At 58.2% G+C, this 23,953-nt stretch carries 23 protein-coding genes and 1 other RNA gene; 15 read left to right on the top strand and 9 right to left on the bottom strand.

Annotated elements, in window-relative coordinates:
• Position 1: 1 nt before the first annotated feature.
• Positions 2–1,453: a glycosyltransferase family 39 protein gene (locus ACVDG9_RS17845; protein ID WP_447238595.1), complete on the bottom strand. Its 1,452-nt coding sequence runs from the start codon at positions 1,451–1,453 to the stop codon at positions 2–4.
• A gap of 223 nt (positions 1,454–1,676) precedes the next feature.
• Here ACVDG9_RS17845 and ACVDG9_RS17840 point away from each other — a divergent pair, with 223 nt between their 5' ends.
• From ACVDG9_RS17840 to arsH, 7 genes are all read left to right on the top strand, one after another.
• The gene (locus ACVDG9_RS17840) at positions 1,677–2,672 is read left to right on the top strand and encodes a TRAP transporter substrate-binding protein (protein ID WP_023000463.1); all 996 of its coding nucleotides are present in this window, start codon (positions 1,677–1,679) and stop codon (positions 2,670–2,672) included.
• Positions 2,673–2,747: 75 nt separating this feature from the next.
• Positions 2,748–3,305, top strand: a complete 558-nt coding sequence (locus ACVDG9_RS17835) for a TRAP transporter small permease (RefSeq protein WP_031269105.1) — start codon at positions 2,748–2,750, stop codon at positions 3,303–3,305.
• Complete coding sequence (locus tag ACVDG9_RS17830) at positions 3,305–4,609, top strand: TRAP transporter large permease (protein WP_152505992.1); 1,305 nt, start codon at positions 3,305–3,307, stop codon at positions 4,607–4,609. The genes ACVDG9_RS17835 and ACVDG9_RS17830 overlap by 1 nt, the downstream gene beginning before the upstream one ends.
• Positions 4,610–4,811: 202 nt before the next feature.
• Positions 4,812–5,270 (top strand): winged helix DNA-binding protein, encoded by a 459-nt coding sequence (locus ACVDG9_RS17825; RefSeq protein ID WP_208984317.1) that lies wholly within the window; start codon positions 4,812–4,814, stop codon positions 5,268–5,270.
• Between the two features lie 69 nt (positions 5,271–5,339).
• A complete protein-coding gene (locus tag ACVDG9_RS17820; protein WP_023000467.1) occupies positions 5,340–5,678 on the top strand; it encodes an ArsR/SmtB family transcription factor in 339 nt (112 codons plus the stop codon).
• Between the two features lie 16 nt (positions 5,679–5,694).
• Entirely contained in the window at positions 5,695–6,108 is a 414-nt protein-coding gene (gene arsC, locus ACVDG9_RS17815) for an arsenate reductase (glutaredoxin) (RefSeq protein WP_447238594.1), read from the top strand.
• Positions 6,101–6,841 carry an arsenical resistance protein ArsH gene (gene arsH, locus ACVDG9_RS17810; RefSeq protein ID WP_187306537.1) on the top strand — a complete coding sequence of 247 codons (741 nt, stop codon included), beginning with the start codon at positions 6,101–6,103 and terminating at the stop codon, positions 6,839–6,841. Before arsC ends, arsH begins: the two co-directional genes overlap by 8 nt.
• 18 nt (positions 6,842–6,859) lie before the next feature.
• On the opposite strand, the gene ACVDG9_RS17805 is transcribed toward arsH, so the two are convergent.
• Positions 6,860–9,064: a putative bifunctional diguanylate cyclase/phosphodiesterase gene (locus tag ACVDG9_RS17805; RefSeq protein ID WP_447238593.1), complete on the bottom strand. Its 2,205-nt coding sequence runs from the start codon at positions 9,062–9,064 to the stop codon at positions 6,860–6,862.
• Positions 9,065–9,429: 365 nt separating this feature from the next.
• Here ACVDG9_RS17805 and ACVDG9_RS17800 point away from each other — a divergent pair, with 365 nt between their 5' ends.
• From ACVDG9_RS17800 to ACVDG9_RS17790, 3 genes are all read left to right on the top strand, one after another.
• The gene (locus tag ACVDG9_RS17800) at positions 9,430–10,122 is read left to right on the top strand and encodes a J domain-containing protein (RefSeq protein WP_077292335.1); all 693 of its coding nucleotides are present in this window, start codon (positions 9,430–9,432) and stop codon (positions 10,120–10,122) included.
• Positions 10,119–10,883, top strand: coding sequence for an N-acetylmuramoyl-L-alanine amidase (locus tag ACVDG9_RS17795; protein WP_447238592.1), 765 nt, complete (start codon positions 10,119–10,121; stop codon positions 10,881–10,883). The genes ACVDG9_RS17800 and ACVDG9_RS17795 overlap by 4 nt, the downstream gene beginning before the upstream one ends.
• Before the next feature lie 413 nt (positions 10,884–11,296).
• Entirely contained in the window at positions 11,297–11,896 is a 600-nt protein-coding gene (locus ACVDG9_RS17790) for a lytic transglycosylase domain-containing protein (RefSeq protein ID WP_023000473.1), read from the top strand.
• A gap of 89 nt (positions 11,897–11,985) precedes the next feature.
• Here ACVDG9_RS17790 and ACVDG9_RS17785 read toward each other — a convergent pair whose 3' ends face one another.
• Entirely contained in the window at positions 11,986–12,660 is a 675-nt protein-coding gene (locus ACVDG9_RS17785) for a pyridoxamine 5'-phosphate oxidase family protein (RefSeq protein ID WP_447238591.1), read from the bottom strand.
• A gap of 84 nt (positions 12,661–12,744) precedes the next feature.
• Between ACVDG9_RS17785 and pdxR the strand changes: the two genes are divergently transcribed.
• Positions 12,745–14,217, top strand: coding sequence for a MocR-like pyridoxine biosynthesis transcription factor PdxR (gene pdxR / locus ACVDG9_RS17780; RefSeq protein ID WP_447238590.1), 1,473 nt, complete (start codon positions 12,745–12,747; stop codon positions 14,215–14,217).
• Between the two features lie 11 nt (positions 14,218–14,228).
• On the opposite strand, the gene ACVDG9_RS17775 is transcribed toward pdxR, so the two are convergent.
• From ACVDG9_RS17775 to ACVDG9_RS17760, 4 genes are all read right to left on the bottom strand, one after another.
• Entirely contained in the window at positions 14,229–14,879 is a 651-nt protein-coding gene (locus tag ACVDG9_RS17775) for a 3-oxoacid CoA-transferase subunit B (protein WP_023000476.1), read from the bottom strand.
• On the bottom strand, positions 14,879–15,532 hold the full coding sequence (locus tag ACVDG9_RS17770) for a CoA transferase subunit A (protein ID WP_062488116.1): 654 nt from the start codon (positions 15,530–15,532) through the stop codon (positions 14,879–14,881). The genes ACVDG9_RS17775 and ACVDG9_RS17770 overlap by 1 nt, the downstream gene beginning before the upstream one ends.
• Before the next feature lie 129 nt (positions 15,533–15,661).
• On the bottom strand, positions 15,662–17,347 hold the full coding sequence (locus ACVDG9_RS17765) for a methyl-accepting chemotaxis protein (RefSeq protein ID WP_447238589.1): 1,686 nt from the start codon (positions 17,345–17,347) through the stop codon (positions 15,662–15,664).
• A 12-nt stretch (positions 17,348–17,359) separates the two neighbouring features.
• A complete protein-coding gene (locus ACVDG9_RS17760) occupies positions 17,360–17,962 on the bottom strand; it encodes a hypothetical protein (protein ID WP_035908842.1) in 603 nt (200 codons plus the stop codon).
• A gap of 428 nt (positions 17,963–18,390) precedes the next feature.
• Here ACVDG9_RS17760 and rnpB point away from each other — a divergent pair.
• Positions 18,391–18,813, top strand: an RNA gene (rnpB, locus tag ACVDG9_RS17755) — RNase P RNA component class A.
• 13 nt (positions 18,814–18,826) lie between these two features.
• On the opposite strand, the gene ACVDG9_RS17750 is transcribed toward rnpB, so the two are convergent.
• Positions 18,827–20,314, bottom strand: a complete 1,488-nt coding sequence (locus ACVDG9_RS17750) for a flavin-containing monooxygenase (RefSeq protein ID WP_447238588.1) — start codon at positions 20,312–20,314, stop codon at positions 18,827–18,829.
• Positions 20,315–20,408: 94 nt separating this feature from the next.
• Positions 20,409–20,855 carry a cupin domain-containing protein gene (locus ACVDG9_RS17745; protein ID WP_370198412.1) on the bottom strand — a complete coding sequence of 149 codons (447 nt, stop codon included), beginning with the start codon at positions 20,853–20,855 and terminating at the stop codon, positions 20,409–20,411.
• A 125-nt stretch (positions 20,856–20,980) separates the two neighbouring features.
• On the opposite strand from ACVDG9_RS17745, the gene ACVDG9_RS17740 reads away from it, so the two are divergent.
• The 3 genes from ACVDG9_RS17740 to rsmH all read left to right on the top strand — a co-directional run bounded on the left by ACVDG9_RS17740 (position 20,981) and on the right by rsmH (position 23,952).
• Entirely contained in the window at positions 20,981–22,033 is a 1,053-nt protein-coding gene (locus ACVDG9_RS17740; protein WP_447238587.1) for an AraC family transcriptional regulator, read from the top strand.
• 414 nt (positions 22,034–22,447) lie between these two features.
• Positions 22,448–22,915, top strand: a complete 468-nt coding sequence (locus ACVDG9_RS17735) for a division/cell wall cluster transcriptional repressor MraZ (RefSeq protein WP_023000484.1) — start codon at positions 22,448–22,450, stop codon at positions 22,913–22,915.
• Positions 22,915–23,952, top strand: coding sequence for a 16S rRNA (cytosine(1402)-N(4))-methyltransferase RsmH (gene rsmH, locus ACVDG9_RS17730; RefSeq protein ID WP_522731720.1), 1,038 nt, complete (start codon positions 22,915–22,917; stop codon positions 23,950–23,952). The genes ACVDG9_RS17735 and rsmH overlap by 1 nt, the downstream gene beginning before the upstream one ends.
• Position 23,953 lies beyond the last annotated feature (1 nt).

Here is a 23,953-nt window from a genome sequence, read left to right as displayed (position 1 = left end):
ATTATTCGACAGGGCCTCGCTCCAAAAGTGTCAGGCCACTGGCTCCCCAGCCAAAGCGCGTGGCTGCCGGAGTGCCTTCCCGCGGGGCAAAGGCTTCTTGCGCTTTGCTTAGTTCCTCACTGCTTGTGTGGACGATCAATAGCCATCGGGCATCAGCGGTGCCCTTGTTTATTTCGGCAATTGTATCAACTGGCGTGAAGGTGCTGGGGTCGCGCAGGTAATAAGACAGGGCCGGTGCGGCAAATCCCTTGAACAGCAAGAGATGATCGCCATCGGCTTTCTGTTCCAGATAGTCCCGTGCGATCAAGCGCCATTCGGGGCGTATTCTCTCCAGCAGCGTGAATTTCAATTCGGGGAAACTCAACCATATCGCTGCAGCAAACAATGCGATCGGTGCAACCTGTGGCGCCAGGCGCTGGGCTGTTACCGAGGCGAGCAGGATAAGCCCTGGCCATGCCGCGATCAGGTATCGATCAAAAAGGATCGGCTGCACGCTTATGGAATAGAGATAGGCCAAAAGCGGTGGACCAACGGTGTAGGCAAGGCAAACGAGGATTGCATCCGCACTTTGCGGTTTGCCGAAGTACCTGCCTGGAAGGTGAACGACGGTCAGGAGACTGGCGACAGCCAAACCTGCCAGCACCCAGAACAATGGCAGCGACCCGGCCATGCTGAAAGCGATGTTGATGAGAAACGTCGGATCAGGATAAGCAATCCAGAAGCCTTCTTCGGCTACCGACCTTGCTCGCATCGCCAGGATGATCAACCAGGGTAAAAAGGCAACCGCGCTTGCTGCCATTGCAAGGCAGACAAGAACCGCATTGGTGAGACTGATGCGGCCGGATTTCAAAATGCCGGTCAATGCCAGGATGCCGCAGACCACACCAACGGATGCGAAGCCCAGAAGGGCGTAGATGTGACTGTAGAGGAACAGGGCTCCAACCACTCCAAGCGCCACCAGCCGCCAGGCCGATGGCCTTTCAAGGTTTTTCAGAACCAGGAGCAGAAAGGCGAGCCCGCATGTTGCCAGCAGGGCATACATGCGGGCTTCTGTCGAATACCAGATGTGGAACGGAGAGACGGTCAGGAGAGCGGCAGCAAGCAGGCCAGTGGTGTTTCCGGCCAGCGTCTTGCCAGTCAGATAGATTAGCCAGACGGCAAGAACACCCAACAGCACGGATGGCAAGCGCAATGCCGTTTCACTGTCACCTGCCAAGGGCATCGTCAGCCAGAGCAAAATATTATGCAGCGGCGGATAATTGTCAGCTGCAACGGCGGTCAACAGCTCGGCGATGGTTCCCTTGGACTGGCTCCAGCTGACGGCTTCATCGTACCAAAGGCTCGTCCTGTCCAGGTTCTGAAAGCGTAGCAAGGCCGCCACTACCAAAATGAGTGCCAAAATCAGGCGGTTGGCGCTGTTGCCATTCAAGAGGGGGTGGTTGGTGTTTGGCACGAATTCAGGTTTCCAGGTTGTCTGGCCGGAACGCTAGCCAATCCTTTTCGCGGAGGGAAGGACGCTTTGGTTTTGAAGATGACAATCACAATTTATCGATAAATTGTTGATGTTGGTGGTTTTTGAGTCTAGTGTTTGTGAAGATGTGCTCCACAAGGTGTTCGAAGAATGCACCTCGAGCAGCATCCCGACGGGTAATCCCCGCTTCCTAGAGGAGAAAATCATGCTGCAATCTCGTTCCCTGACACGTGCCGGAATCCATCTGGCTGCTGCCGCCGCATTCGGCCTTGCGGGTTTCACCGCTGCTTCCGCTGAGACCAAGTGGGATATGCCGACACCTTATGGTGACAGCAACTTTCACACACAGAACATTGCTGCCTTCGCTGAAGAAGTGAAGGAAAAGACTGACGGCTCGCTGGTCATCCAGATCCACTCTGCGGGATCGCTGTTCAAACATCCGGAAATCAAGAACTCGGTCCGCAAGGGGCTTGCCCCGATCGGCGAAATTCTGGTGTCTCGCCTTTCCAACGAAGACGCGGTCTTCGGAGTGGATTCCGTACCTTTCCTGGCTCCGTCCTATGATCAGGCCTGGAAGCTTTACCAGGCGTCGAAGCCTGCACTGGAAGAAAAGCTCGGCGAGCAGGGACTGCAGCTGCTGTATGCCGTGCCGTGGCCGCCCCAGGGTATCTACGCCAAGAAGGAAATCACAAAGGGTGATGATCTCAAGGGTTTGAAATTCCGTGCCTACAACACAGCGACTGAACGCCTGGCCCAGCTGGCTGGCGCCGTGCCGACGCAGGTTGAAGTGCCGGATATTCCCACCGCCTTTTCCACCGGTCGTGTCGAAGCCATGATCACGTCACCGTCCACCGGTGCGAATTCCAAGGCCTGGGACTTCCTGAGCCACTATCATGACACCCAGGCCTGGCTGCCGAAAAACATGGTGTTCGTCAACAAGGGTGCTTTCGACGCCCTGAGCGACGACGAAAAGGCAGCTGTCCTTGAAGCCGCCGATGTTGCTGAGAAGCGCGGCTGGGAAGCTTCCAAGGTAGAAACCAAGACGCAGACCCAGGTTCTGGTCGACAACGGCATCACTGTCGTTCAGCCGAGCAGCCAGCTGATCCAGGATCTCGCAGCAATCGGCGAGACGATGGCTGCCGAATGGCAAGAGGAAGCCGGTGAAACCGGCCAAGCCGTTCTCGAAGCCTATAAAAACTAAACAGCTAAAGAAGCGCCGGACCTAACAAGTCCGGCGTTTTTTTAATATCAGCTGCACATCCGGTAGGGGAAGCCGATGCGAAAGGCTTTGAATACGCTTTATCAAGCGTCAACGGCTATGGCTGCGTGTTGTCTCGTTGTCATTGCCAGTCTCGTTGTTCTTCAGGTGTTTGGACGTATATTCGACTGGTCTCGAACGGTCTTTGGTCTTGAGCCACTCGGGCTGCAGGTTCCTTCACTTGCTGAAATTGCAGGTTTTCTGCTGGTGGGGGCATCCTTTCTTGCCCTGTCCGGGACGCTGCGCAACGGTGATCACATCAGGGTCGCGATCCTGCTGCAGTCCGTGCCCAAAGCTGGGGCGCGTATCCTGAATGTCTGGGCGGTTGCGGTCGCTCTTGCGCTGGCGGCATTCTTCACGTGGAACGCCGGACAGCTTGCGCTCGACAGCTTCAAATTCAACGAAACCTCCTACGGCGTCATTCCGATCCCGCTTGTCTTTCCGCAGTCGGTGATGACTTTCGGACTGCTGGTGTTCTCAATCGCTTTGCTGGACGACCTGATAATGGCGCTCACTGGCAAGGCGCCGAGTTTTGAATCGGTCGTGAAGGCCGATCCGATAGAGGGGAAAGAATAATGGATCTCTCCCTTGTCGCCCTCCTGCTCGGCATTGGAATGCTGGCGGCGCTTGCAACCGGTATCTGGGTAGCTGTTGCGCTGTTTGCCGTCGCGCTTGCCGCAATGATGGTTCTTGTGTCCGCGCCTGCCGGTCCCGTTCTGGCAACGACGGTTTGGGGAGCATCGAACTCCTGGGATCTGACGGCGCTGCCCATGTTCATCTGGATGGGTGAAATCCTGTTCCGATCTCGTCTGTCGGAGGACATGTTCGCCGGTCTTTCTCCCTGGATGCGCAATCTGCCGGGCCGGCTGCTGCATGTGAACATTCTCGGGTGCGGTATCTTTGCCGCCGTGTCGGGTTCTTCAGCCGCTACCACCGCCACCATCGGTCGTATGTCTCTGCCCGAACTGAAGCAGCGCGGGTATGACGAACGCATGGCGATCGGCACACTGGCAGGGTCGGGTACACTGGGCCTGCTCATTCCGCCATCGATCATCCTGATTGTTTATGGCGCTGCGACCGAGCAGTCGATTGCCCGGTTGTTCATGGCAGGCGTTCTGCCAGGGGCAATGCTTTGCCTCCTGTTCATGGGCTATGTCGCGATCTGGGCACTGCTGAACAAGGAGAAGATGCCTGCGAAGGAGGAAGTCATTCCCTTCATCGAGCGACTTCTTGCAACGCGCAGGCTGTTTCCGGTGATCGGTCTGATCGTGGGTGTGATCGGCTCGATCTATGCGGGTCTTGCTTCGCCCACAGAGGCGGCGGCCATCGGCGTCATGCTGGCCTTGCTTCTGTCCTGGGTAAGCGGAACGTTGAACCGCAAGAGCTTCGCTGAAGCGTTGATGGGCGCAACGCGGACATCCTGCATGATTGCGTTCATCCTGGCGGGGGCAGCATTCCTGACCGTTGCCATGGGGTACACCGGCATCCCGCGCGAACTGGCAGCGTGGATCGGCTCTCTGAACCTGTCACCCTATGCACTCCTGATCGCCCTGACCCTGTTCTTCGTGGTCCTCGGCTGCTTTCTGGATGGCATTTCGGTGGTGGTGCTGACGACGTCCGTGATCCTGCCAATGGTGGAGCAGGCCGGCCTGGATCTCATCTGGTTCGGCATCTATCTGGTTCTGGTCGTTGAAATGAGCCAGATCACGCCACCCGTCGGGTTCAACTTGTTCGTGCTGCAAGGCATGACCGGGTACAATATCTTCAAGGTTGCCCGCATGGCCTTGCCGTTCTTCCTGTTGATGATCCTGGCAATCGTCTTGATTGTGGCCTTTCCGGGCTTGGCTCTTTGGTTGCCGCAGACGATGTTGAGCAACTAGTGCATTCCTTCCCGTGAACGAATAGGGGCGGATGTACGCACACCTTTGAAACGATCAGAAAAGGGCCTTCGACCGGTTTCGGTTGGAGGCCCGCTGAAAAACCAAACTGTGCCGGAGATCAGATGTGACGGATAATCCCGACTCCAGAAGCGATGCCCCCATCGGGCCTGTTGTCTCTGCAGCGCATCTTGCCTCCGGTGCAATGCCTGCGCTTTCGGAGATCGAATTCGCAGTGACCATGATGGTCAATGCCTATCACCGATGGATGGTACGCTGTATGGCGGCCAGCGGGTCGCAGGGGCTTGGACCTCTGGATGTGCTTGTGCTTCATTCGGTCAATCACCGTGGCCGAGCCAAGACACTGTCAGACATCTGTCTTGTGCTGAACATCGAAGACACTCACACGGTTACCTATGCGCTGAAGAAGCTTGAAAAGGCTGGCCTCATTTCATCTGGCCGTCGGGGCAAGGAAAAGACCGCCGAAATCACGAAATCAGGCGAAACTGCCTGCCTTGAGTACCGGCGTCTGCGCGAGGCTCTCCTGGTCAAGCCAATGAAAGCGCTGGGCCTCGACGAAAACGAACTCTCCAAACTTGCCGCTACATTGCGACTGGTGTCCGGCAACTACGATCAGGCCGCTCGCGCCGCTGCAGCCATGTGATATCGCGCACAGGGGGGGGCGTTCGCTTTCATTTGTTGAATATTCCAAAATTTCTTGTAGTATCGAATTATGGAAGATCAGGAAGCAGTCTCTGCATTGGGTGCCTTGGCACAGGAAGATCGGCTGGCGGCGTTCCGGTTGCTGATGACGGTTGGGCCAGATGGCTTGCCGTCCGGCTCGGTTGCCGAGCGACTGGACATACAGCCAACCAGGATGTCGTTTCATCTGACCACGTTGGAACGGGCCGGGCTGCTGACGACCCGCCGGGAAGGCAGGCATATTCTTTATGCGGTCGACTATGACCGCATGCGGAACCTTCTGGGTTTTCTGATGGAAGACTGCTGCGGCAACGATCCCGCTGTCTGCTGTTTTCCGGCAGCAGATTTTAAGAAACCTTCGGGACTTTGACAGGACGATACCTCACATGAGCATGACGATTTATCACAACCCGAAATGCGGCACGTCCCGCAACACGCTGGAAATGATCCGTAAATCCGGCATTGAGCCGCAGGTTATCGAATATCTGAAAACGCCGCCGAGCCGCGAAGAACTCGTTGACCTGATCAAGCGCATCGGTCTTCCGGTGCGGGACATCCTTCGCCAGAAGGGAACGCCCTATGATGAATTGGGTCTCGGTGAGGACAAGTGGACGGACGACCAACTGATCGATTTCATGATGGAACACCCGATCCTGATCAACAGGCCGATCGTGGTGTCGGAAAAAGGCGTCCGCCTGTGCCGTCCGTCCGAGAAGGTGCTGGACCTGTTGCCAAAGGATATCGGGTCTTTCACCAAGGAAGACGGCGAAGTGGTTTCGTCCGGAGCGCCAGATGCCTGAGCCGAAAAGTTCGCATGCAGACTTGAAGAACGTGACGGCGGCAGACTTTCAGGAAATCGACCGGGAGAAGTTGCAGGTTCCAACGGGGCCGTCGCATCCACCGCGGATATTGCTGCTCTACGGTTCCCTGCGCGAGCGGTCCTACAGCCGCTTCCTCGTACACGAAGCACAAAGGCTGCTGCAGGCTTATGGTGCTGAGACCCGGATCTATGATCCATCAGGTCTGCCGCTTCCCGATGACAGCGGTGCCGATCATCCCAAAGTCACCGAACTGAGAAATCTATGTGCCTGGTCCGAAGGACAGGTCTGGTGCTCTCCCGAACGCCATGGTGCAATGACCGGTGTACTCAAGTCGCAGATTGACTGGATCCCGCTGAGTTTTGGCGCAATCCGGCCGACACAGGGCAAGACACTGGCCTTGATGCAGGTTTCGGGAGGTTCGCAGTCTTTCAATGCAGTCAACCAGATGCGTGTCCTCGGCCGCTGGATGCGGATGGTTACCATCCCCAATCAGTCGTCGGTGCCCAAGGCCTACCAGGAATTTGACGACGATGGCCGGATGAAACCATCGGCCCTTTACGACCGGGTGGTCGATGTCATGGAAGAGCTCGTCAAGTTCACGCTGCTGGTTCGTGGCCGATCGGACTATCTCGTCGATCGTTACTCCGAACGCAAGGCAGACCGCGAACGGCAGTCGGCCGCTCAGGATGCCGCAGCCGGGGTCAGCCTCTGAAAACCTGCAATCGCGGTTTCAGCCTGCAGTCTGCAAGGGGACCTGCTCAATCTGCGGCGTCGGGTCTTCGCTGTTCCCACCAGTTGCCGGTAGCGGGGCAGCGGGCCTCACGCTCTTGGCAAGTTTGGGGGCAAGGCGAATGCGCGGTGGCACCTGGGCCGACGTCGCTTGTTGCTGCATTCGGGGGAACCAGCGTCTACCGGCTGGGCTGAGTGGAAACACCGGATACGCGGCCTCGTGTTTTGCAACCGTATCAGGCTTGCCGAACAGGAAACCCTGGACGAGATCGCATCCGGCTGCGCTCAGCAAAATGGCCTGTTCCTCGGTTTCGACACCTTCCGCGGTAATCGTAACATCCAGCGAGCGGCCGAGGCCCACGATCGACGTCACGATGGCGTCGGTACTGGCATCCTTGCCGAGGTTCTGGATGAAGGCCTTGTCGATCTTGATCTTGTCGAAGGGAAACAGGCTCAGGTAGCTCAGAGATGAATAGCCGGTTCCGAAATCGTCCATGGCGATAGAAACACCCATGTCGCGGATCTGCTGAAGTGTCTCGATGACGGCGTCCGTGTTCGAAATCAGCAGGCTCTCGGTGATTTCAATTTCAAGCCGCTTGGGGTCTAGACGGGAATTCTGAAGCGCCTGGGCAACGCGTTTCTGGGTTTCGCCGGCAATGAACTGAGCGGGAGAAACATTGACTGCGACCTTGCGCGAGCGGTCCTGCCATAACGCTGCTTCGCGGCAGGCGTGGTTGAGGACCCATGTTCCGATTTCCTCGATAAGGCCCGTGTCTTCTGCTATCGGGATGAAATCGTCCGGCCGGATGATACCCTTGGTGGGATGGTCCCAGCGGATCAGCGCCTCATAGCCTTTCAGTGTTCCGTCCTTCAGCGCATATTGCGGCTGATAGAGCAACTTGAACTGGTTGAACTTGAGCGCTTTGGCGAGTCCTTCTTCCACTTCCTTGCGTTTCTGCGCCTCTGCATCAAGGCTTTGTGTGTACCACGAGAAGGTGGAGCGCCCGCTGTGTTTGGCCCGATATAGAGCAAGGTCCGCGCAATGAAGCAAACGAGAGGAGCGCCAGGAGCCGTCGGTTGCCCTTGCTAGACCAATGGACAGCGAAATCCTGATGTCCTTGCCGTCGATCGTGCAGGGAGCTTCGGTTGCGGCAATCATGTCCGTTGCAAGTCGGGTCATGCGGGCGGGGTCGGACAAGGATGTCAGCATGACAGCAAATTCATCGCCTGAAAGGCGGGCGACCAGGTGGTTTCCGAAAACCGCCTTCAGTCGCTCCCCCACGATCTGAAGAAAAACGTCGCCGATACCATGACCATAGGTGTCGTTGATTTCCTTGAACTTGTCGACGTCGATCAGCATGACGCCGATATTGGAGGCCTTGGCCTGTGCAAGGCGCAGCGCTTCGGTCAGGCGCGCGTTGAAGACGGCGCGGTTCGGTAAACCGGTCAGCGTGTCGTGATGCGCCAGATACTGAATGTCTCTGCTGGTCTGGAGCTGGTCATAGAAGCGCAGCCAGAGGAGAATGCCAGCAAACATGAAGGAGGCCAGGCAAAGGCCGCCAATCGCGGCACTGATCAACCAGATCAGCGGCGTGAGGCCATTCAGGATTTCCGACTGGGTCACCAACAGCAAGAGCCCCGGAAAGTCCGGGGAGGCTCCTTCGGGACGGTAGGCAATCAGTGCATTCGCCCCAAACGTTCCGTGCCACGACATGTCCGGGATGGCAACGAGCGGGCTGTTGCCGTTCAGAGCGGCCTTGGCCTGCGAGATCGTATTGCTGGTACGAAGCCGCCCTTCACTATGCCAGTGAATTTGCACCGGTGAGGGGCGCTGGAGGCTGGATCCGGTTGGCGCAGGGAAGATCGCGACCGCGTCCAGTACCGCGGATGTGTCCAGAGCCTGGCCGGCATTGCGTTGCAATTCGCCAACCAGGTCGTTCGACCTGCGGCTGTCGGCAGAAGCCTCTTCAGTCAGCCGCAATGCGGACATGTCGGCTGCCGGTTCGGTTTCGATCCGGCTCGCCAATGCCTGCAGGATCGAGTTGAAAGTCTTTTCCTGCGGCAGGAAAGCCTGCTCAAGACCCCGGACGACCAGCCAGTGCGTTAGAAGACGATTGCTCGCGTAGACACCCAGCGCCAGCGTCAGCACCAGCGACATGGAAATGAAAAAAATGACAATGTTGCTTCTTCCCAGGGGGACTGCCATCCGGCGAGGAACCATCTTGCGAACACGAGTCGCGAAAGGCTAAGCGTAATTCCTTTAACCATCATGAATCGCAAGCTTGCTCAAACCCAAGGGAAACCCGCGGAAAATGGCGGGGTAGGACTGGCTGTCCGCAAACTGCGGAGCTGCGTTGCAGTGGTCCATTCGAAGGTCCAAAACATTCGCGCTCGGGAACTCGGTTTCGCTTGTCCAGGGGCGCGACCAGCTGAAGCACCAATGGGGACAGGCAAGCGTTGATCTGGTCAAATCCGGCCCATGCCGATAAGAGTCTGCAACGCATCGATTCATGCGGTTCACGGCAAGCTTTCCTGCCTGCCTTTTCCCACCGGCCCAGCGGGAGCTGAAGTGTGAGTGTCTGGAGTAGCCTCGGCGCTATTGTAAGTTCGATCGGATCAGGAGGGGCGCAGATCGTCGACCGCCTGGTCCAGCTCGTGCTTGCGCGGCCGGAGGGGACCAATAGTGTCGGCTTCACCGTTGCGATGATTGCGCTGTCGGCCAAGATGGCCAAGGCCGATGGTGTGGTGACCACCGATGAAATTATCGCTTTCCGCGAACTTTTCGATGTACCGCCCAACGAAGAACGCAATGTCGCCCGCCTGTTCAATCTGGCGCAGGAAGACATTGCCGGCTTCGAGGTCTATGCCAAGAAACTGGCGGATCTGTTCCCATACGACCGCAAGACGCTGCTCGACATTCTGGATGGGCTTTTTCACATTGCGAAAGCTGACGGCGTCGTCCACGAAAGCGAAATAGGCTACCTTTCCAGAGTGGCGGAGGTCTTCGGGATCGATGACCGGGAGTTTTCCAGGATACTCGCCAGACATGTGCGCAATGATGGCAACCCCTACGAGGTGCTGGGTTTGGGACCGGAGGCAAGTGACGGGGAACTCAAGTCCCATTACCGCCGCGAGGTCCAGGAAACGCATCCCGACCGGCTGATCGCAAGAGGCGTTCCGGAGGAGTTCGTCAGGATTGCGAATGATCGTCTTGCGGCGCTGAACGAAGCATGGGCGAAGATCTGCGCGGAAAGAGGCATATGAGCGTTGCGACTGATACCGGTGTGAAGGCCAGGGTCCATCCGTCTCCCAACCACGGACAGCGGGCGCAGGGAGCCCCTGTGGATATGGTCGTGCTCCATTACACCGGCATGCCGACAGGCGAAGAAGCCTTGCAGCGCCTGTGTGATCCTCGTTCGGAAGTCTCCGCCCACTATTTCGTCAACGAGGATGGCAGCATCCTTCAATGCGTGCCGGAATCCCGCAGGGCCTGGCATGCGGGGCGTAGCTTCTGGAAAGGCGAGACCGATATCAATTCCCGATCGATCGGCGTCGAGATCGTCAATCCGGGGCATGAGCACGGCTATCAACCGTTTCCGGAGCCACAGATCGAAGCCGTTGTCGCGCTCGTTGGCGATATCTGTGCCCGTCACGGGATCCATCCGTGGATGGTCCTGGCGCATTCGGATATTGCTCCTGCCCGGAAGGAAGACCCGGGTGAACTGTTCCCATGGGATCGCCTGTCAGAAGCCGGCATCGGTTTATATGCAAAACCGTTTCCACTCGGGGCGGGTCTGCTGATGCAGGAGGGCGATAGCGGCCAGCCTGTTGAAGCGGTGCAGTCGATGCTCGCACTCTACGGCTACGAGCTGGACATCACCGGGGACTTCGACTTGAAGACACGCCAGGTGGTTGCCGCGTTTCAACGCCATTTCCGACCAGAGAAGGTGGACGGTGTCGTCGATCAATCGACCATCGAAACGTTGCATGCGCTGCTGCGCAAGCTGCCTTCCCTGTCGGCCTGATCGAACGGTCGGTATGGTTTTCTTGTACGGTTGCGAGTTCGGACCAACGAAATAAACGCGCAGTCAACAAAATTAGTTCCCGCAACGCAGCATTTTTAGGCGGCTCTGCGCCACGAGTGGTCACAGAATTTCTTCTGATGGCCCATCCATTGCCGAATTGCTTGCTAATTTTGGCCACAAACTACAGAAAATGACTAAGAACAGCATTAAATTCCTGTAATTTTATGTAATAATTTGAAATAATTCGTGATGTATTAGCGCCCATTTTCGTCCAATAGCTCCGGCATTTCTCCCGCCTGATTTCAACGCAACGAAAACCAAAAGGGCTGGACTGAATGTTACGGTCATTCAAGACACTTACTGGGGCGCTGTGCCTTTTCGCCTATGCAACCACTCTTGCAGCACCGGCTGCAATGGCTAAAGGTACGGGTTCCGGGTCGGAGCCGATCCTCCATATCATCGACCCGGACAAGAAGAGCGAACCTGCCGAAGCCAAGCCGTCGGTCGGCTCTGGTTCCAAACCGATCCTGCACATCATTGAATCGAGCAAGCAGGAAACGCAGGAAAAACCTGCCAAGAAGACAAGAACTGCAAGCCTGACGCGTAAGGTGTCCCCGAAGCGGACGGCTGTTGTCAGCAACGACAAATACGCCAAGCTCATCCGTAAGGCCGCCGCCAAACATGGTGTGCCGGTCAAGATCGCCAAGGCAGTGGTCCAGGTGGAGAGCAACTTCAATCCGCGTGCACGCGGCAGCGCCGGTGAAGTCGGTCTGATGCAGATCAAGCCGGCAACCGCGCGTGGCATCGGCTACCGCGGGTCGACCAAGGCGCTCTATGATCCCGAAACCAATCTGGAATGGGGCATGAAATACCTTGCCGGCGCGCACAAGAAGGCGGGCGGCGACGTTTGTGGCACCATCTTGCGCTACAATGCCGGTCATTTCGCAAAACGGATGAACCCGGTCAGCAAGCGCTACTGTTCCAAGGTCAAGCAGATCCTGGCCTCCAGCTAAAAGCAGCAGGGCGGTCAGCCGTGGGCAAACTGAAAACCCCGTCGGGATTTCCGGCGGGGTTTTCTTTTTGTGTGCTGAAGGCTGCCAGCTTATGCGAACTTCCTGCGGGCGGCTGGAACCGAGGCGGGAACCGGCGTTTCGGCAGATACATCAGGAGCCGATAGGGGCTGGCCGAGTGCGGTCACCACAGGCACCACACCAGCCCATATATCGGTCCCGAGATCATCCTTGTCGTCCACCGGTCCGCCGGTGCGGACCTTCGTGCTGACATGGTCGATATCCATGACAAGCACACCGGTTGCCTTGTGTTCCTTCGGCATCATTTCGCGGCATTCATCCCAGCGGCCAGGCAGAAGATGGTCGGTGATAGCGGCCAGGGCATCGATCTGTTCCTGTTCGCTTTCGACAAGCCTCGCCGTGCCATGCACGATCGCGCAGCGATAGTTCATGGAATGATGGAAAGCGGAACGCGCGACCACCAGACCATCTATAAGTGTCACGGTAAGGCTCGCCGGTACGCCTTCCGCGTTTGACTTGATGATGCGGGTGGTGCTCGCTCCATGAATATAGATGCGGTCGTCGATCCGGGCATATGCCATCGGGATCACCATCGGTCGGTCTTCGTGAATGAAGCCGCAATGGGCGACAAGGCCCGCATCCAGGATGTCGTAGGCAACGGTCCTGTCGTATCCGCCGCGGTTCATCTGGCGGATCTTGGCATAACGGGGCAGATCCGCTGCCTGGCGTTTTTCCAGAGTGGACATGGTCTCGTCTCCAATTGACTGTTTGTCTTGTGTTGTGCTGTTTGTCCGATAAATTGGCTCCAAAGAAGGTCCGGTTTTTGGAAAATGACAGAACCAGTTTTTCCTGAAGGCATCCTGTCTCTTGAGCGGTCGGCTGACGTGCCATTGGCGGAACAGATCTATCGCGGCTTTCGTGACGCCGTGCGCACAGGCTTGCTGCGGTCGGGAACAAAGTTGCCATCCACGCGGCGGTTGGCAGCGTCGCTCAACGTTGGACGCAACACCGTCAACACGGCTTATGACCTACTGCAAGCCGAAGGCGTGATCACCGTGCGTACCGGCGCTGCTCCCCGCATTACCGAAGGGCTGGTGCTGGAAGGTGTGCAGGCGCAGCGCAAGGTGGAAGCATTCGGGCTGAAGCTGTCGCAACGAGGCAGGACATTGAGTGCCAACTTGCGCGGCGAGGGGTGGGCCTATCGCCAGGGAGGCTTGCAACCGGGTGCGCCGGCACTTGATCTGTTTCCCTACGAGGAATGGGCAAGATCACTGCGCAGGGCCGCCCGGCTCGAGCGCAGCGCGGATCTCCACTATCAGAATTTTGCCGGTCTTGAGGTGCTTAAGCGGCAGATCGCCCGGCACCTTGCGGCCGAACGCGGGGTTCGGGCTGACCCTCATCGGATTCTTGTCACCAGTTCAACACAGGCCAGCCTGACGATGCTCAGCCAGGTGCTTACTGATCCGGGTGACGACGTCTGGCTGGAAGAACCAGGCTACCTCGGTGCGCGGACGGCCTTTTCCGGGGCAGGTCTGACGATCCGGCCGCTGCCAACCGACGGCGAGGGCGCAGACGCGTCGAAGATGGCTCATCTGGATCAGCCGCCGAAGCTGATCTATGTCACACCGTCCCATCACTATCCCCTTGGGGCACGCATGCCCCTGGCGAGGCGTCTGATGCTTCTTGATGTTGCCCGTACCTGCGGCGCGGTGATCCTGGAAGACGACTATGACAGCGAGTTCCTGTTCGAGGGCCGGCCTGTGGCTGCGCTGCACGGACTGGCGGATGAGGGACAGGTTGTCTACATGGGCACGTTCGCGAAGAGCCTGCTCCCCGGGCTCCGGATTGCCTATTGCGTCGTGCCTGAGGTTCTTGTGGCCCCGCTCACCCAAACCATGCGCAATATCGGCTGTTCTGCCAATGTTCAGGCCCAGGCTGCACTCGCCCACTTCATGGATTGCGGGGCCTATCAGAAGCACCTGAAACAGATCCGTCCGGTCTATCTGGAGCGGGGGACGATGCTCGCCGGCGCGTTACGGCAGAGGCTGGGCAATCGTGTCGAAGTTGCGCCTCTTACAGGCAATGTGCAGTTGACGGTCATGTTCCGGGAGCCCGTCAACGATATTGCCCTTGCAGTCGCCATGCAGGACCGCGGCTTTGCCGTTTCACCGCTCAGCAATTGTTATCTAGCCGAAGGAGGGCGGCCGGGGCTTATTGTCGGCTTTGCCGGTGCAAATGCACGGCAGATCGAGGAGGGCGTGGACGCCCTTGCCGGTTTGCTTGGTACTGGACACGCGTATTGACCAGTCTTCCTTCAAAGCCGCATGGTCGGGACGTCCCCGTGAACGATCAGCGAGGCTTCTGTTGCGGAGATGACATCATCGACACTCAGGCCGGGGCCCGTTTCTCGCAAGACGAGGCCGTCGTCGGTCGGTTCGATCACGGCCATTTCCGTCACGATCAGGCTGACACGACGGCGAGCTGTCAGGGGAAGTGTGCATTCCTTCAGGATCTTGGGGTGGCCCTTGGCCGTGTGAACCATTGCGACGATCACCTGTTTGGCGCCGGCCACAAGATCCATTGCACCGCCCATGCCCGGAACCATCTTGCCCGGGATCATCCAGTTCGCGAGATAGCCACGTTCGTCCACCTGCAAGCCGCCGAGAACGGTCATGTCCAGATGGCCGCCGCGGATCAGGCCGAAGCTCATGGCGCTGTCGATGGAGGCAGCTCCCGGAACGGCGGTCACGAAACCGCCGCCGGCATCGGTGAGGTCGGGGTCTTCCATCCCTTCCGGCGGGCGGGCACCCAGACCGATCACACCGTTTTCGGCCTGAAAGAAGACATGCACTTCCTTCGGCAGGTAGTTGGCCACAAGTGACGGCAGGCCGATGCCGAGATTGACCAGCGTACCGGCCTTGATTTCCTGTGCCACGCGGCGGGCGATGATTTCCTTGTCGTCCATCAGGCGGCCCTTTCCAGAAGATGATCGACGAGAATGCCGGGTGTTTTCACGCTATCTGGCGAAATCACACCCACGGGTACGATCGTGTGCGGTTCCGCGATAACGGTCTTGCCCGCCAGTGCCATGATCGGGTTGAAATTGTGAGCGGTGAGGGAATACTCCAGATTGCCGACGTAGTCCGCCCGGTAGGCGGCCAAAAGGGCGAAATCGCCATGGATGGGGGTCTCCAGAAGATAGTCCTTGCCGTCGACGGTGATCTTTTGCTTGCCTTCCTCGACGAGCGTGCCAATGCCGGTCGGGGTCAGGATGCCACCCAGACCGACGCCGGCCGCCCGGATGCGTTCGACCAAGGTTCCCTGGGGAACCAGTTCGACATCAATCTCGCCGGATATCATCTTCTGCTGGGTTTCCGGGTTGAGGCCGATGTGCGAAGCGATCACCCTTGAAACCGAACCTGCGCTGACGAGCTTGCCGATGCCACGACCCGGCATGGCCGTGTCATTGGCCACAATCGTCAGGTTTCTGGTGCCTTTCGCCACGATGGCGTCAATCAACCGGTGGGGCGAACCCACCCCCATGAAACCTCCCACCAGCAGGGTGGCTCCGTCTGGAATGAGGTCCGCAGCTTCCTGCGTCTTGATCGCGTGTTTCACGAAAACGTCCCCCGGAATGAAATCCTAAGGGGACGTTAGCCGTTGGCGTCGCACAAGAGAAATGAAGTTTGTGCGACGCAGTATTATTACCGAGACCGTGAACCCATTACAGGGCTCGATCAAGGCTGGTTACGCTGCCCGCACCTTGCCCAGGAAGTCCTGCATGGCGTGGCGCAGTGTATTGGACTGTTCATGCAATTCGCCGACAGCCGCATTCATGTCCGAGCTCAGGTTTGCCGTTTCGCTGGCAGCGCCACTGACCTCGGAAATGGATCTCGAAACGCTTTCGGTACCCTGTGCGGCTTCGGAGACGCTGCTGGCGATTTCGGTCGTTGCCAGGTTCTGTTCTTCCGCTGCACCGGACATGGCGTGCGTGTTTTCCGAAATCTTCTGGACGAGACCGGCAACAGACTCGGTTGCTTCTGTCGAAGCATCCGCGGCCTGGCGCATTTCCGTGATCTGCCGGTCGATTTCCTCCGTCGCCTTGGATGTCTGTTCCGCGAGTGCCTTGACCTCGGATGCAACAACGGCAAAGCCCTTTCCGGCCTCGCCGGCACGGGCAGCTTCAATGGTCGCGTTGAGGGCGAGCAGGTTGGTCTGTTCGGCAATATCGGTGATCAGCTTGGTAACGTCGCCGATGCGCGAAACCACCTGCTGTACCGTCGCCACGGCTTCGTTGGATCGCCCGACTTCATGTTCCGCTTCCTGGGCGATTTCCGAGGATGATCGCACCTGTTCCGTGATTGCACGGATGGAAGCTGAAAGTTCCTCTGTCGCACTGGCAACGGTATTCACGTTGGTGGTTGCCTGTTCTGCTGCTGCCGAAACGGCCAGGGCCTGGTCCGTGGTATTGTTGGCAATCGTTGACAGTGATCCGGCGGAACTGGTCAGCGCATCCAGTCGTGTAATCATCCCGTCGCAGATGTTGAGGACAGTTGCTTCGAAGTCGCTGGCAACCTTCTCCATTTCCTCGCGCTTGATGCGTTCGGCGTTGATGCGTTCCGCTTCAGCCTGTTGCTCAAGTTCGCGTGTGCGGATCAGGTTTTCGCGGAAGACGCCGAGCGCGCGGCCGAGAAGACCGATTTCGTCCTTACGGTCGCTGATATCAACCGTCTGAGACGTGTCTCCGGCCGACAGCTTGTCGGTTATGACGGACAGTCTCGATAGCGGCGCTGAAATCGCGATGTGATTGAGGAAGCCGAGGATCATCGCAAGCACGGTGAGGATCAGTGTGCTGGAAAGCGAGACGATCTGGACCGTGTTCAGTGACGTGTTCTGGGCAATAACCGATTTCTGCCGTTCCGCATCAACTGCGTCGGCAAGCTGTCGGCTTTGCTGCTGTACAGCTGTCAAGAGACCCGAGCTTTCCGGTGTCAGGTCAATCGCACGCGCCATGTCGACCGTCTCCGGTGTGCGCATCAGTTCGATCTGGCGCGCGGCAATCTGGCTGTACCAGGTTTCCCAGCTTGATTTCAGTTCGGAGAGATGGCTTTGAAACTCAGGCAGGCTTGCGTCGACAAGTGAGCCGACTTCCGAAAATCCTGTCTGAATTTCATCGTTCAGATCCTGGGACCGGGTGAGAAGATCACGGTTGCCGGTGAGCAGGAAGGATTTGACCGACAAAGCCTGCGCTGCGATCTTTTCCGTGAGTTCAGCCGTTTCCACGTTGAGATCCGACAGGTTGTTTGCTGTCTTGACTTCATCCAGAGCCGAATGCGTCTGGTAGGCACTCATGCCCCCGGCCACTGCGCCGACCAATGCGAGCGTCAGGAACCCTGCGGCGATCTTTTTGCTGACGGATAGATTTTTGAACATGGTATTTCCCGCTTAAGATCCCGTACCCTGACGACGCATCAGTTCGGTCAGGTTGAATTCGACTGTTGCAGCCCCGATGGCTTTCTTGGTTTCGGGGTCAGTGATCGTCATGTTGAGCTGGGCACGCCAGATCTTGCTGCCGTCGTCCCATTCCGGTTCGTCGATGAAAACGGTTTCAGGGCCGTTCGGGAAGGTCTTCTGGAACTTGGCCTCGTCTCCCTGCCAGTAGTCGCTGGTAATCGCACTTTGCCCGACGTTCAGACCGTTCGCGTCCATGACGAAGATTTCAGGATAGAGGCCGAGGGACCCTGCCTGAACGCGCAGGAGATAGATCGACAAGGGGGCGGACAAGGTCGCGGAAATCAGAGGCTTGTCCGCTGCCTCGCGTTCCTGTCGCCATTGGGCGTCCAGTGCGTCGATGTCTGCCTGGGAAAGAGATCCGCGCAAATTGTTTTGTGCGTTGATCGACAAGGCCACAATCGGGTTGGAAAGCCATTCGGCAACGGCTTCCACGATCTCCGGCTGGATCAACGCTTTCGCATCGGGCGGTGTTTCCGCAGCCTGGGCTGCAGTTGCCAGCATGATCGCAGGCAGGAAGACGCACAGTTGACGCATTTTTAGCTCCATGTTTGTTCCCATTACCTTCCGTCACATGGGTTTCTTATTGCTTAATATTTGGGCAATGGCGGGAAAAAGTTTTTATCTTTCGAAGATCTAGTAAAAATTTATATTGATAATTTTTACAGTAATTAGAATTACTTTCCTCTTTTCGCCGTTCCGGGATTGGCGGGTTTTGCCGCAGGCTCTTGGGTGCCTGGCCCAATGGCACCTTGACAGTTTTGCCAGCCTATAGCCCTGCAAGAGCTAGCTTGCGTGAGGATTGTGAAGCGTGCGAACGGGTGAGGCGGGGCGCGAAGTCGCAGCCGCCAGTAGACGGCAGGTTGGCGGAATGACACAGGACCGGGACGCTATCCCGGGAATTCGCGCAGCACGGCATCGACTGTCGCTTGACCTCGCCCGCAAAGCCTCCTAAGTCCCATGCGCCAGTCGGTCGGACAGCCGCTGCCGCAAGTGCCGAAAGGCCGCGGGGGAGGAAAGTCCGGGCTCCATGGAAACACGGTGCCGGGTAACGCCCGGCGAGGGCGACCTTAGGGAAAGTGCCACAGAAAGCAAACCGCCCCGGACAGATCGAGAGATTTTCCCGGGGTAAGGGTGAAAGGGTGGGGTAAGAGCCCACCGCGCAACTGGCAACAGCGGCGGCATGGTAAACCCCACCGGGAGCAAAACCGAATAGGGACAGCGCGAACCGGAGCGATCCGGTTCAGGCCGGTTTCCAGGCCAGTTGTCCGGGTTGGTTGCGATAGGCGTCTGGCAACAGACGTCACAGATGAATGGCTGTCACGTCCGCGTCAGGTCTCGTATCTGGCCGGGCCATACAGAACCCGGCTTACAGGCCGGCTGGCTCTTAACCTTCCCTGTTCAGCCCGTTGCATATTGCGGCGTGCTGCCAAGAAATGTCCCGTAAGCTTCTGCGTTCGGGTAGGAAAACTGCTCCGCCAACGGGTTTGCGCGTTTTCGCTTGGCAGCCCCCATATCCGCCAGCAGTTCGTCGAAGTGCCGGAAGTGGAAGGGGGCAGAGCAAAGACCGCCATAGACCTGGGCAGCCGGCCGTTCCTGCCGCCGCCAGTGGAGCATCTGGTCGATGTTGGTGCGCATTTCCCTATCCGTCGGCTGATGAGCCAGTTGCCCGTCGGCATAGCGAACCAGCCAGTTGGCAATCATTTCTGCCGACAACACGGTGCAAAAACTGGAGTTGAAGCCGACAAACCCCATGTCGGGCAGGTCCGGGTTCACGGACAAACGGTAGACCCTGTATTGCCCGTCGGGCTCAATCAGTTTGTCTCGGTATTCCTTCGCCAGATAGGGAATGCCGAGTTTCCAGCCCACGGCCAGCACAGCCAGATCACAGGGCAGTGCTTCTCCCGTGGACAGGATGACCTGGCCATTCTCATAGCGCGCGAAGGTTCCCCGAACCGGGCGGATGCTGCCCGCTTCAAAACCTTCGAAAAGTCCCGGTGTCACGATCGGCAACGAACAGGAGGCGTCCTTTTCGATCGGGATATCCGGAACCATGTCCCATTTCTTCAACTTGAGCTGAAACTTGAGCAGGGTTTCCAGCCCTCTGAAATTTGCCCAGATCAATGGCTTGAAGGCAGCAGAGACCGCTTTTGCAAGGCCGGTCCGGCCCCAGCCGTTGAACTGCTGTTCCTGGGCGCGCATGTAGAGCAGGCGCTTGAAATTGATGCCGCCGACAAAATAGGGCACCCGCCAGACCGGTTCCCTGTAAACCAGCGTGACCGATTTCGCACCGTTTCTGGCGGCGTTGACCACCAGGTCGGTCGCGGATTTGGAGCCGCCGAGGACGATCACATGTTTGCCCTGCGCCATGCTGCTGTCGGTATAGTCCGAGCTGTGCAGCACCTGGCCGCCGGCGGCCTCAAAGGCTTCTTGCCCAGGGTGGGAAATGACGTTCTTGTCCGAAAACTGGCCGGTGCAGATGGCGACGAAGTCGAAGTCTTCGCACCAGGTTCTGCCGGCCGCCTCAAGTGTTAGTGTCCAGCCCGGATTGCCATCCTTGCGGCGATCCATGGACAGGACGTTGGTGTTCAGCCGGAACAGGCGGCCGAGTTTGTGTTTAGTCGCATAGGCATGCAAATAGGCATGTACCTGGGGCCCTTTCGGCCATTCAGGATAGTCGTCCGGCATGGGCAGGTCGGTGAAGCGGTAAAGGTCCTTGGGCGACTGGGTCTGCACGTCCGGATAGGACCGCGACAGTTCCCAGACACCACCGAAATCGTGGCTTCGCTCGAAGCCCATCACCCTGTGCCCGCGTTCGTCAAAGGCTTTTGCAGCCGCAAGCCCGCTCACGCCGCCGCCGATTACGGCGACAGTCTTGCGTTTCGTCATTCTCGATGTCCTCTCGCCTCAGGGGGCGCCGGCAGTGTGGTATCTGCCGGCAATCCACCCCGTCACTTCAAAAGCTGGATCTGGCCGTGTTGGCTCAGGCCTGATCGGGAGGCGGCAGAAAGTCGACCTCATGCAAGGCGGAAAGCCGGACCAGTTCAGCCGGATCTGTCACGCCGTCGAGCGCGCCGAAGAGTTCGAAGAGTTTACGGGACGGCGCAACGCCGAAGACACAGGTGGCCGTCTTGCCGGACCTGTTGAAGATGCCGTGGGCTTCACCCATCGGCATGCGGATCGTGTCGCCTGCCTTTGCCTTGTGGGTCTGACCACCCATTTCGACTTCCAGCTCCCCATCCAGCATCACGATCCATTCGTCCTGGGTCGGATGTATGTGAGGCGGGACAAAGGTCTCCGCCGGAATGAGCGCATGCCAGATGAAGGCGTTGCCGCTCAGGAGTTTCGGCGTATAGGTGTGCCCGACCACATTCCAGCTGATATTGTCCAGTCCCGCGTTAGCTGCGGTAATGCCTGCGCCATCTTGCATGATTGTTCCCCTCATCGCTCATTTGGTGCGCTTTGGTCTTTCGACAGGAGAAAGGCTAAGCGCGGCTCGATGGATTTCTTTATCCAGAAAGCGAAATTACTTGGCTGGATGCAGTAAAATGACGCATGGCACACAAGGTGGCGCTTGAAAGGGCCTCGCAGCAGCGGCATGCTTCCACAATGTTGTCTCAGGCAGAAAGCAAAACGCCGCTCGATCGCTTCAAATGCTTCGAAACCACGGATGTGGACGAAGCCAGGGAAATCGTTGCCCGTCACTTCTGCAATCATCGCCTGGGGCGTTTTTCGGCATCCGACAGGTTTGATGCCTGCCAGAACCGGGTGCGTGGGCAGCATCTTTCCCTCAACTACCTGCGGTATGGCGCTGATGTGGCGATCGAGCCAGGAGAACTTGCCGAGTTCTACCTGATCCAGCTTCCAATTGCCGGCACGGCTGAGGTCCGCAATGGTTGTCGTTCCATGGTGTCCACGCCGAAGGTTGCCTCCATTCTCAATCCGGACCGGCACACAGCCATGCGCTGGCATGCCGGCTGCCAGCAGATCCTTCTTCAGATCGAGACCGGTTTCCTGCAGGAAGTTGCAAGCAGAATGGCCGGTGTGAGTGTTGGTCAGGTTCGCTTCGAACCCGAATTCAATCTTCTGTCTCGCGCGGGTGCTGCCTGGCGCCGTCGCTTGCGCGGTGTTCTGGGCGCAGTCGAGGAAGGGCGGGTTTTTCAGGAGGGCGGGAGCCCGGAACAACGCCACCTGGAAGAAGCCCTTGTCGGAGCGCTGCTGGAATTTCAGCCGAACACCGCGTCCCCGCTGCTGGAACGGCGGGAGACCGGCAGGTCACCGGCCATCCTGAAGCGTGCGGTCAGCCTGATCGGCGAGCGTTTTGCCGACGACATCAGTCTTCTGGATATCAGTACCCACGCAGGAACCTCGCCCCGGAACCTTCAATTGCAGTTCCGGCAGGAATACGGCTGTACTCCGCTTCAGTACCTTCAGGACGTCCGGTTGAGTTACGCACGGCACCTGTTGTTGTCGGAGGGGCACAGTCTGCCCGTGGCAGAGGTGGCCTACCGGTCCGGCCACCGGCACCTGGGCCGGTTCTCGGTTGCCTACCGGGAGCGGTTCGGCGAGACACCAGGGGCCACGGGTCGGGCGCTCAGGTTCGGTTGAGACACTCGCCACGAAGGCGGTTTTCTTTCTCCACAAGTCTTTCCAGATAGGCAGAAATTGCCGGTTTTCTGGGCTTCGATGCGGAAAACCTCCGTATTCCTGCGAATCCGATTCTCCTATTGTGTCAAGGCTTCATTAAGCATGTTTGCCTTAAGGTCTCTCGACGGGGGCGTGTGCGATCAAATCGAGCCGGAATCCGTGAGATTCCATTGACCGCCCATGATTTCCCATGGTATCCCATAAATACCCAGAATGGGGAGCGCAGGCCCATCTCAGTAGGGTCATGGACATCGATTTAACGGTTCTGAAAGTGCCGTTTTTGCAAATTGCGTGTCCGGGCAAGTTGCCGGCCTTCCTCTCATTTGCGGGTGAACTTGGGATTTGAACGGGTGGGGACCCGTTTCGAGGGGATGAATGGCCGGCTTTGTTTCTCACTTTACCAACCGGCTGGATGCCAAGGGTCGCGTGTCGATCCCGGCGCCCTTCCGTACGGTATTGGCGAGAGATGGATTTGAAGGCCTATATTGCATTGCTTCTTCACACTGCGCGGCTGTCGATGCGGGCGGAAACGATCTGCTTGCTGAAATCAACAAGCGCTCGGAAGCCTTTGCAAAGCTCTCTCCCGATCATGATGCACTGGCGATCGCCCTGTTCGGCGCCAGTGAAAACCCGAGGATCGATGGGGATGGCCGCATGACCATTTCCGACATGATCCGCGAACACACCGGAATTACCGACCAGGTCACCTTCGTCGGCATGAATTACAAGTTCCAGATCTGGGAACCTGAAAAGTTTCGCGAGTACCGCGCAGAGGCCCAACGGCGTGCGCTCGCGATGCTGTCGGGGCAAAGCTCCGCATCCTCTCAGGGAGAGCCGGTATGATGGCGCTCGGCGACAGAGACGTTGCTTCTGACGCTGGCGGACCCGAGCGCCATGTGCCGGTTCTCCTGAAAGAGGTTCTGGAGTGGCTTGCGCCGCAGCCCGGCGAGGTGATTGTCGACGGTACTTTCGGTGCCGGAGGTTATTCCCGCGCAATTCTGGAACGTGGTGCCCATGTGATCGGTATCGACCGGGATCCGGACGCGATTGCCGGCGGGCAGGAGCTTGTGAAAGCTTCCGAAGGCCGGCTGATGCTCGTGCCGGGTCAATTTGCGGGTCTTGAAACGCATGCCCGCGGTTGCGGTTTCGATGGTGTCGACGGTGTGGTTCTCGATCTCGGCGTTTCTTCCATGCAGCTTGATGAGGCTGATCGCGGCTTTTCATTCCTGCGCGATGGACCTTTGGACATGCGTATGGAGCAGGCCGGGCCATCGGCTGCGGATGTCGTGAATGAGCTGCCAGTGAAGGATCTGATCCGCGTCATCGGTCTGTTGGGCGAGGAAAAGCGGGCGACGACAGTTGCGCACGCCATCGACAGGTCCCGCAAGGAAAAGCCATTTACCCGGACCCTGGAGCTGGCGAACCTGATCGAAAAGGTGCTTGGCCGGTCGCCCAAGAAGGCTCAGATCCATCCGGCAACGCGAACCTTCCAGGCGCTGCGGATCTATGTGAACGGCGAGTTGCATCAGGCGGCTGAAGCGCTGGGCGCGGCCGAGCGGATTCTGAAGCCGGGCGGACGCCTTGTGCTGGTGAGTTTCCATTCCCTCGAAGACCGTATCGTCAAGCGGTTCTTCCAGGATCGGACCCGGACCCGCGGTGGCGGATCACGACATATGCCGGAGGAAGACGTGCCTCCGGCGACATTCGAATTGTTGACGCGCAAGGCGGTGGAAGCTGCCGGCGCTGAAACGGACATCAATCCGCGGGCAAGATCCGCGAAGCTTCGGGCCGGGCGGCGGACCGAAGCTGAGGCGCGAGAGCTGGACATCCATCAGGCGGGTGTCCCACGTCTCGCAGCCTTCCATGGGCTAGGGGGCTAAT

The organism is Roseibium sp. RP-7 (genome assembly GCF_053005225.1).
This window is presented reverse-complemented; position numbering and strand designations above follow the sequence as displayed.